The sequence below is a fragment of the Dapis brunnea BLCC-M229 genome (genome assembly GCF_050015995.1).
In the GTDB taxonomy this organism is placed as follows: domain Bacteria; phylum Cyanobacteriota; class Cyanobacteriia; order Cyanobacteriales; family Microcoleaceae; genus Trichodesmium.
The window spans coordinates 38,929-49,047 of the sequence record NZ_JBNHEP010000177.1 but is presented as its reverse complement, the minus strand read 5'-3'; the positions used below and the strand labels follow the sequence as shown (position 1 = coordinate 49,047).

General features: G+C 37.8%; 7 protein-coding genes. 1 reads left to right on the top strand and 6 read right to left on the bottom strand.

Annotated elements, in window-relative coordinates; translation table 11 throughout:
* Nucleotides 1-364: 364 nt before the first annotated feature.
* Together ACP6PM_RS20245 and ACP6PM_RS20240 are read right to left on the bottom strand one after the other, a co-directional pair.
* The gene (locus ACP6PM_RS20245) at nt 365-2,536 is read right to left on the bottom strand and encodes a hypothetical protein (RefSeq protein ID WP_426587779.1); all 2,172 of its coding nucleotides are present in this window, start codon (nt 2,534-2,536) and stop codon (nt 365-367) included.
* Between the two features lie 156 nt (nt 2,537-2,692).
* Nucleotides 2,693-4,513: a P-loop domain-containing protein gene (locus ACP6PM_RS20240; RefSeq protein ID WP_426587777.1), complete on the bottom strand. Its 1,821-nt coding sequence runs from the start codon at nt 4,511-4,513 to the stop codon at nt 2,693-2,695.
* Between the two features lie 854 nt (nt 4,514-5,367).
* On the opposite strand from ACP6PM_RS20240, the gene ACP6PM_RS20235 reads away from it, so the two are divergent.
* Nucleotides 5,368-5,892 carry a phycobiliprotein lyase gene (locus ACP6PM_RS20235; protein ID WP_426587775.1) on the top strand — a complete coding sequence of 175 codons (525 nt, stop codon included), beginning with the start codon at nt 5,368-5,370 and terminating at the stop codon, nt 5,890-5,892.
* 104 nt (nt 5,893-5,996) lie between these two features.
* Here ACP6PM_RS20235 and ACP6PM_RS20230 read toward each other — a convergent pair whose 3' ends face one another.
* The 4 genes from ACP6PM_RS20230 to ACP6PM_RS20215 all read right to left on the bottom strand — a co-directional run bounded on the left by ACP6PM_RS20230 (nt 5,997) and on the right by ACP6PM_RS20215 (nt 9,501).
* The gene (locus tag ACP6PM_RS20230; protein WP_426587773.1) at nt 5,997-6,581 is read right to left on the bottom strand and encodes a hypothetical protein; all 585 of its coding nucleotides are present in this window, start codon (nt 6,579-6,581) and stop codon (nt 5,997-5,999) included.
* A 38-nt stretch (nt 6,582-6,619) separates the two neighbouring features.
* Nucleotides 6,620-6,814, bottom strand: coding sequence for a zinc ribbon domain-containing protein (locus tag ACP6PM_RS20225; protein WP_426587772.1), 195 nt, complete (start codon nt 6,812-6,814; stop codon nt 6,620-6,622).
* 406 nt (nt 6,815-7,220) lie between these two features.
* Nucleotides 7,221-8,465 (bottom strand): aspartate 1-decarboxylase, encoded by a 1,245-nt coding sequence (gene panD / locus ACP6PM_RS20220; protein WP_426587770.1) that lies wholly within the window; start codon nt 8,463-8,465, stop codon nt 7,221-7,223.
* Nucleotides 8,466-8,547: 82 nt separating this feature from the next.
* Entirely contained in the window at nt 8,548-9,501 is a 954-nt protein-coding gene (locus tag ACP6PM_RS20215; RefSeq protein ID WP_426587768.1) for a DMT family transporter, read from the bottom strand.
* Between the last annotated feature and the right edge of the window lie 618 nt (nt 9,502-10,119).

Below are 10,119 nucleotides of genomic sequence, written 5' to 3'. Positions count from 1 at the left end.
CTCCTGTCTCCTGTCTCCTGTCTCCTGTCTCCTGTCTCCTGTCTCCTGTCTCCTGCCTCCTGTCTCCTGCCTCCTGTCTCCTGCCTCCTGTCTCCTGCCTCCTGTCTCTTGTCTCCTGTCTGCTTGCTAAATTTATGAAGATACCTTCAGGGGTTCTATATAAAAGTTCATTGATACCATCAGCAATTCCAGCAAGACAACCGAAGAAATCCTCAAAATTGACGCAAAGAAAAAAATAATGACAACTGACAGTTTAACCGTCAAAGAAGCCATAGTTAATTAAGTTTGACATAATTCCCGATTCCGAGGTTGCACTTAGGCGACAACGCAGGATTCTTCACTCAGGGAAACCCTGAGTGCTGTTTTAACTTTCTAATGTTAAAAAGTGTACTCTTCCAGAAGCTTCTCCAACAATAATTTGTACTCCATCTGCTGCTACAGCGCAACATTCCAAGGAACTCTCCCCAGTAAAATCCGCAATTACCTCTCGCATTTCTAAGTCCCAAACCTTGAGAGTATTATCATCAGATGCAGAAATTACTAGACTGCCATCTGGTGTAACTGCAATAGAACTTACCCAGTCAGTATGACCACTTAAACTGAATAATTCTTGTTCTGTTTCTAAACTCCAAACTTTAATAGTTTTGTCAAAAGAACCCGAAATCACTCGCTTGCCATCTGGTGTTACTGCTAACGCCTTTACCCACCCAGTATGACCAACTAATGTAGCAATTTCTTCTCCTGTTTCTAAACTCCAAACCTTAATAGTTTTGTCAAAAGAACCAGAAATTACTTGCTTGCCATCTGGTGTGACTGTAACTGTACTTACCCAGTCAGTATGACCTCTCAGGGTAAAAATTTCCTTTAATGTATCTAAATTCCAGACTTTGAGAGTTTGGTCAGACAAACAGGCGATCGCCACTTTCCCATCTGGTGTAACTGCCACAGCAAAAATACATCTATTGTCACCTTCTATAGTCAACAACTCTTCTGCTGTTTCCAGACTCCAAATTTTGAGAGTATGATCGTCTGAAGCTGAAATAATTCGTTTATTTGGTAATGCAGCTACAGAATTCACCCGATCGGTGTGACCTTTAAGAGTATAAATTGATTTTCTTGTATTCAAATTCCAAACTTTGATTGTATGATCCCAAGCAGAAGAGACTACTTGTTGCTCTGGCAAAACTATTGCTGCATTCACTCTATTAGTATGTCCAATCAGGGGAGAAAGTTCTTCTGAGGTATCAAGACTCCAAACTTTAAGGGTAAAATCATCGGAACCAGAGATTAAGCGTCCATCTGGCAAAACCGCAACTGCGTATACTGAGTCAGTATGACCTTTGAGAGGAAATAACTCTTCTCCAGTTTGGAGATTCCATACTTTGAGAGTATTATCGGAAGCTGCGGAAATCATGCGTTTATTATCTGGAGTTACTGCTACTGCATTTATTCCTTTGGAATGACCTTTGAATGTAAAAATTGCTTTTTTGCTATCAAGATTCCAAACTTTAACTGTGTTGTCGGATGAACCGGAAACTATTTGTCTTTCAGGAAGTGTAGTTATAGTTCTCACACCACCTGTATGACCTGTAAGTGTAAATAATTCCTCTGCTGTTTCGAGATCCCAAATTTTGAGAGTGTTATCGGATGAACCTGAAATAATTTCGGTCTCAGACAATACTGCTAGTGCATTTACCCAACCTTGATGACCTGTGAGGGTAATTTCTGGCGTTTGTGTTTCAAGATTCCAGACTTTAATAGTATTGTCTGAGGAACCGGAAATCAGTCTGCCATCTGGCAGTGCTGCAACTGCTCTTACTGCTCTTGTATGACCTGTGAGGGTAACAAATTCTTCTGTTGTTTCAAGGTTCCAGACTTTGATGGTGAAGTCATCAGAACCAGAAATTACCCATTCATCACCCAGTAAAGCGATCGCTCTAATTCGCGCCGTATGACCAGTAACGGTACTAATTTCTTTACCTGTTTCTGGATTCCAGACTTTGAGAGTATTGTCCGAAGAACCAGAAATTATCATTCCTCCAGGAGTCACAACTACTGCATTTACCCAACCACTATGACCGATAAAAGTTCGTAAAAGTCTACCTCCAGGTGGTGTTAAACTAGGCGCAATTGGTCTTAACCAGGGGGTGAGTTTCCAGGATTTTGCCTGTTGTAGCATTTTCTGAATTTCCGGGATTTCAAAAGATAGCAGTCGTCCCCAAAGTTGTCCTGCTAGTTGCGTTTTATCTTCAACTAAGATATGAGATGATAGTTCAATTGCTCCTTGAATTAATTTTAAGGTTTTGAGTTTTTCACTTGATATCGAGACATCGGAGTGCATAGCTTCCTCATAATCATTTAGTAGATATTCTATTCCGAATAAATATAATCTTGATTCGAGAAAATCAAAATCTGTAAGTAAGCGATGCAGTTGTTCTGTATCAGATTCACTGACTAGAAAACCAGGTAAAGTTTCTAAAAGATAACGTTGATCTTCTAGGGGTAGTTGAGCTAAATTTTCTCTAAATTCACCCATTTTAATTTCCTTTAAGTCTTCGGTTGTAAGTGTTAGAATGAAATTGGTATCAGATAAGTTATTAACTAAGAAATGGCATCTTCAATAATTCAAATCCCTTCTTTCTTCTAACTCCTGATTCCTAACTCCTGATTCCTGACTCCTGACTCCTCAATACTAAGCATTTTTATAAACCATTCCTAACAGATTATTTTTGATTTGTTTTTCCATACTTTCAATTTCAATTAATGATTCTACTTCCTGAACAATATCTTTACGGTAGAGAAAATCTTGAAATGCAGCATGATATATGCTGTACACTGGCTTGCCTTCTGTTTGATAAATTCTCAGAAATTGTGCCCATTCATCCAGAATTTCTTGAACTGTCAAGGATATTTCTCCACTAAATTTAGCTAACATTCCACAGGATACAGGTTTACGAGTTTTTGTTAAGAAATAGATGATTTTTAGCTTAGTAACTGGCAATGGTTTAACATTCATTTTCATTCGATGCCAATGTTGGTCATAATATTTCTCTAAACCTTGGGGTAAACTTTCTAAGCTGATATCTCTATAGTTACCTTGCTCAATATCATCAAGTACATATTTTAAATACATGAAATTATTTTCGCTCTTGCTAGCTATAGATTCGACAAACTTTTCTAAAGTTAATCCTCTAGCTTCAATCCATGCTTGAACTGCAGATCGCCTTGTTCTTAGGCGAATAAATAGTTTAACATCTTCCAAACTTTCATTAGGATATATCATTAAATCAAAAATTTTCTGTGGTGCCGACACTACTAATGGTAGTGGGTCCGATCTCTTAGTAAGCAGAAAATATACTCTATTGGGTAAGTTTGCTGGTAAATATAGGACATTAGCGGCTCCACTCTGACTACTTAAATCCACTTCATCCAAAGCATCCACTGCTATTATAAGTTTTTCTCCAGGGGTTAGTTGGGTACTAATTTCGTTCAGTAGTTTTGACAGAAAGTTCCCATTGCTGGTATTATCTGGATGTAATGGTAGTTCATAAGGCAAATTATACCTTTCAATTAACTGGGTACACACACTCTTAAGAAAATCTTCAGCCCTAGTTCTACCTTCTGATAATAGATTAAAATAGGCAATACAACCTTTACGGCGTACATATTCAGCAATAATCGTACTTTTGCCTACTCCTGGATCTGCTTCGATGATAAAATATCCTTTAGATTGATTTTGGATAAAATCTTCAATAGCGTCAAAGACAAAACCTCGTCCCAAAAATCCTTCTGTTTTATCCGCTATGAGGGCAGCAAAGTCAGCAGGTATCGCTTGACATTGCTTCATCTGTTTGCTTAATAGTGATATTAACTCTTCTAAGTGGGAGTTAGCTCCTCCAATACCTACAATAATTCTGTCAATATCTTGACGGTAGTCTCCCACGAATTGATCTACTCTTTTCTCTATGCTATTCGTGACATCAACCAAACGGCGGACATCTTCTCCTGCTGTAGCTAACATATCGTGGACTAAGGCTTGAAATACTGTGCTTTCTGTTCTCAGTTCGTGGCGAAATTGATGGACTGTAATTGATACTAATCTAGTTTCAACTAAATAATATAATTCTTTGGGAGCGTGTTTCAGCCATTTATCTTTGCTTTGCAGTCTAGACATTACTGTTTTTGAGATCGCTTGTTCTTCTCCTCCTTGAGGTATATGAGTCATTCTGTGTTTCTGTGTCTGCACTAAATCTAATATAATCAGTGCATCTTTCTCCATTTCTGTTAATCTAGCTTCAATTGCAGCTTTCTCTTGTTTCCACTGGGGTAGTTGTTGAGACTCTTTACGAATTACTTGCAAAGCTTTACAATATGAAGTTACTAATGCTTTCTGTATTACCTGATTCTTTTCATCAGCCTTCTTTGCTGCCCATTTACTTACCGAATGCCATGTGACACTGGTTACTTGTTCTAGTCCTGCACCCGCAAACAGGGTTAATATCTCTATGAGCATAGTTTAGTACCCTTAAATTATACCAGATTCAGTGTATATCCTAATAAATTTAGTATGATAACTTAACCTTATTATTTACCACAATTTAATGTTTTTGGAAATAGCGATCGCTACAATTGTTGCTTTTTAGTCCAATTTATAGTAGTTTGCAATTTGATTAGCTATACAGTTCTTGGTTATTTGGATATAAAGGCTATAGTTAATATACCATATTAATTAACAATATATTGTAGTCAAACGAACTTGATTCCATTTCAGTTATCAGTTATTAGACATAGGCGTGAAAAAGATATAGATTTTTTGCCACTAGTAGGGAACAGGGAACACTTAACTGGGAACAGGGAATATATTTTCACGAAAAAGATACGAAAAATGATTTCGGAGAGTGAATTTTACAACTCTAGCTTGTCTTAAATAAATAACGGGACTTAAAGCATTGCATAAAACTAGCTGAATCTTGACAATTTCCCAGAAAAAATTTTTTTTTTATACCTTTTTCCTAAAAATCTATATTCCTGTTGCTTGTTGCCTTCTGAAGCTGTTGCCTCTAAAAGCCAGAAGCCTATTATTTTTTGGAGATGTCTAATCTTTGGTAACAAACATTAATGTATTTCAGATAAATATCTAGGCAAAATTAATTTAATACCAATTCCCAAAAATCCAAAAATAATGCGATACTTCTTCAAGACTTCAGTTATAACTAAGAATGTTTTTAAGGATTCGTTTGCAAAGAGCGAGAATATCTGTCGAACCCTACTCCCTACTCTCTAAAATGCTACAATCAAAATTTGACTCAAAATCCCAATCAGTGCAAAATATAGTATTGATTCAGAATTAATAAGATTAGCAAGTTAATGGACATTATCGAATTTTTTAAGCTGAGTGCTGGTCAATGGTTTTCCCAACGCACAATTCACAATTTGGTTTCAGGGGAACTGCAAGCGGGTAAATCAGAAGTGAATGTTGAAATATTGGCAAAAACTGACCCTACATTAATCAAGTTGTGCGAAAAAAATCAGGTTGACTCCAGTGCAACTGAGTTAATAGGGGTGAAGATTAGCTGGAATGGTACAACTAACAAAGAACAAGTCAAAGATGCAGGTTCAACAATGCTGATACTTATTCCTAATTCTGACGACCCTAACCAAGGTAAATTATTGCAAGACAGAGGAAATAGTAACAACCCAAAAATCAGTGGTCGTTATATTATGGGGAGTGATGATGTTCTAACCTTGATTACGGAGTCGGAAGGTTTGTACGCGGAGGAACGTTTCTGGTATTTAATACCTAATTTGCGATTACGCACCAGTGTGGTTAAGAAACCATTAGGTTTTACTTTGGCTTCTTTTTGCTCAGAAATTCGCCGAGTCAAAAGTTAGTAAATGGTTTGTTAGTGGGAGCATCTTGCTCCCGAGTTTCTACTGCTGAGTTTCTACTGCCGAGTTTCTACTGCCGACTTTCAACTCCCCAACTTTCTACTTCCCTACTCCTCAGAAAATGAGGACTTTGTTTGTTTTTCTCCTTCTAATTTGCTGGAACGCGATCGCCAAGCTTGACTATTTTTGATAACTGCTTTGAGTTTAGTATAAAAATCAGTGTGTTTTATCTTGTAGTGAGCTGGTTGTACTGGGACTTGCTGCTGCACCAAATTTTGATCTTTATTTTTTGAGTTTGCTTCAAAGAGGTTTGAGGGTGGGGAAACAAATTTAGAATGCTCTGGTGGTTTCTCTTCTAAAAAGGTAGGGTTTGTTTTTGTTTGTAAAGATTGAGTATCTATCTGAGTTGTCAAATTTGTGAGAACATTTCTAGTGATAATATTTTGAAATTCAGAGTTGAAATGATAAATAGGCTGACCACGACGTTCCCATAATGTCAATATCTGCTGGACAGAGATAGCCTTGTAACGTCCAAGATATAATGCTTCAATAACTGCTAAAGAAAGCCACTCCACTTGATAGTTGTTCTGCCAACGAGCAATAAGTTGCTCGGAAGTTTCACCACCAAGGTCAAAATCATACTTTGTTAATAAAGCCTCTGCTAAAGCAGATATTGATGGCTCTTCTGTCATTGGTGCAACATTTAACCTCCTCAAATCAGTTAGATCGACTAACTAGAGCATAGTATAGCATTACCTTTGACAGTGAAGGCAGTTGCCTGCAAACCACGAATCATAATATTTCGTGCGCCATTTATATCTCTTGAAATCACAGTTTGACATTTGGGGCACTTAAATAATCTTTCTGTGAACGTAGCTACAGTTGCCACAGGTTTTTGAAGTATGGACTTTATTGCAACTAACAACTATTACGTCTACGTCTTTGCGTTCATCCGCACTTCAAAATATAGTATTAAGCGCCAGTAGTCAGTAGTCGTAGGGGTGAATGGCCATTCGCCCCTACAGTAGTCAGTAAGGAATGATTCTAGCTAATTATCTGGCTCTATCGAGTATTTATGCCTTAATATTTGACTGAGAATTTGACTCAACAGAAAGGTCAATTAATAGGATCTATACAGTAGACCTCTTGCAAAAGTTTTAATTAAATAAATTCAAGATCTAAAATTAACAATTTCATCTCCCTCCATACCTATTCCCTATTCCCTATTCCCTGACTTCTGCAAGAAGTCTAGTATAAATACTTACCAAATCCCCAATTTTTATACTACTTTTAATGCTACAAATTGACGTGCGGAATATGGGTTATATAAATTAGTCCGGAAGAATCCCAAGGGGTTTACGCGCTGTCAATACCGTATAAATATTTTCTCCTTGAATGGAAGTTGGACAAATTGAAATAAAACCGGCTGTTGTCAGCCAGTCTACTAGCATTTTTTCTGTAATGAGTAAGCTGTAAACTGTTAAACAGGTTGTTTCTTTTTCAACTGTATTGTATTGATCCCATCGTCGAAGTCCTGACTGTATATCGTTTACAAATACCCAATGAATGTGACATTCCTTGCTATCGACGACACCTTCTTTTTGAATCACGTAAATTCCAGCCGATTCAAACGAACTTTTATCAACAAGAAGAACTCCACCGGGACGTAAAACTTTAAAAAACTGAGCTAAAGCCTTCTGAATAACGACTTTAGCTTTTTCAGGATCGCAGATTTGATTAACAGACCAAGATACAGCATATGGTAATGAATTACCTCTACACATGACCATATCGTAGGAATCAGGAACAATAACACTATCTAAGTGTTCCCAAGATACTTGAGTACAGGACATTGAGGCTACAAAGTCATCATTTTCTTTAATCTGGGCTTCTACTTGCTCCTTCATAAAAGCATTGTAGTCATTATAAGCAATATTCCAGCCTTGGCGGCGCAGTTCAATAGCAGGAAAACCATTGCCTCCAGAAACATCCACTACACTTTCTATGTGATTTTCTCGCATAAATGCTGATAAGCCAGCTAGTAATTCTTCCTGATTCCAAAGAAGTTTGCATCCTAGTCTCCAATGATTGGCGAGTAATTTTTGCCTTTCATATTTTTGAGGGGATTTTTCAACTAAACTCTCATAAGTTTTTGATGGTGTTTCTTCTGTTAGTAAAGAATAGGTAGGTAGTTCATTAAGCCATTGAAGTTTCTTGTTTTCAACATCAATTTCAAAGGGGGGATAGTCATTAAATAAAAGAACTTTGGGTTTAAAATCTTTTTTTTCATCAAGGGTGAGATCGCAGTAAGCAATTATAATGACTTTGTGTCCGGGTTCAAAATGATGGGCAGCAGCTCCATTGAGACAAATTTCACCTAAACCCCGTTTACCTGAAATAGCATATGTGGTTAGACGCGATCCATTGTCAAGATTTAAGACATCTACAGCTTGGTCACTTTGAAGTCCTGCCTCATCCATCCAGTCTTCATCGATTGTTACACTACCCATGTAATCAAGTCTTGATTCTGTGCAAATTGCACAATGAAGTTTAGAATAAAGTGTTTTAATCTTCATAATCATTCAGAGTGTAGAAGTTACTCCAGTATGTAAGCATACACGACAAAGTTTGTCAAATCATTGAGACCGCTCGATCGTACTAACCTTGTGAAGAAGAGCTGGAAACGGCTAGATATAAGCCTATCATAATCAAGATAAAAGCACTTCCTGTATACCAAGTTAGATGTTCTAAAAAAATTAGCCATGCTAATAAACCTGTTAATACTGGTTCTGATAAATGAGATAATGAAACCAGTCCACTAGATAGATGCTCAAGAGAATAGGCTATTAATCCCTGTCCCAAACCTTGACAAATTAGAGCCAAACCAATCACAAATAACCATCCTTGCAAAGAAATCGGAAATAGATGCTCCTGACCGATCAAAACAAACGGTAAGCAGACTATACTTCCCAGCACAGAAACACTCAGAAGTATAGTAGTTGCACTTACTGTTGGACGTAACTGTTTGACCAGCAAAATATATAACGCATAAAAAATACCACCCATCACTGCTGCAGCATCACCTTGCCACTGTAATGTAGCACTCTGAAGATCGCTCCATCCAATCACAAAACAACCAAAAGTTGCCACAAATAGTCCGGCAATAAATTGCCTGTTATAGCTTTGACCTAACCACAGCCAACTTCCTAAACACACAAATAGAGGTGCTAAGTTATAGAGCAAAGTCGAGATTGTAACAGTAGTATGAGAAAAAGACCAAGCCCAGCAAATCTGTGATAGTGCATAAGAAACACCCACCCCAACCAGGAACAAACGTTTTGGAGGAGACTCAGATATGTTACTTAGTTCTCCGGTCTCTTGCTTACTTTGGAATGGAGTTACAAGTCCGATAACAATTGCAACAATCCAGAAACGACTGAAGACAGTTGCACTTGGTCCAATTTCATTTTCACTAAGCCGAACAAAAATTCCTGAAAAGGAGATTGCAATGTTGGCAACACAAAGTGCTAGGAGGGCTAACATTGTTTTTGTTATGATAACTCTCTTTGTGATAGCTGTCTTTATTTTATATACAGATATAGGTTCACTCATTTCTGACCCCTAATTTATAACTCAGAACTCTATGTGTCCATTTTTTTGAAAGCAGATGACACTGCAGGTCATACTACCACAAATATAGCAATCCTGTTTATTGCTCTGCTGATTAAATCTCAAAGCATTTACAGATAAAGGTTTTAGCATTTTTGGAGTCGAAAAAGGTGCAAGCTTTTCGGTCGCTCAAGTTTAAAAAGTTAGCATTTTCAGCAAACAAGGGCGGATATCAAATCCGGTGTGCGATTCGTTTGGCCTAAGTAAAACTCCTTAGTTTACGTTCAGCCAGCCCTGTGAAAGGGTAACTCTGATAATCATGGAGGTTAAATTCCTTCCCGCGCGGATACCGCGTGAGGACCTAGTCCCAGGATTCGGACAAATCGCAATGTCAGTCACGAGCGTGCATGGCCTAAAAGCGGAGTAAGGGTAATGTTATCCCAACTCTGTGCAAGGGTTGTTGACAATGGTTATCGCAAAGAGAATCTAGTATATGATGGGTCGTTATGATAGACAAGGGAAAGACATTGATACCCTTGAACCAAAACGGTATACCTCACATAATTGGAATCAATTAACTGGAGTTGGCGCGCGTATCTAATTGAGGTCGGCCTAAACTAG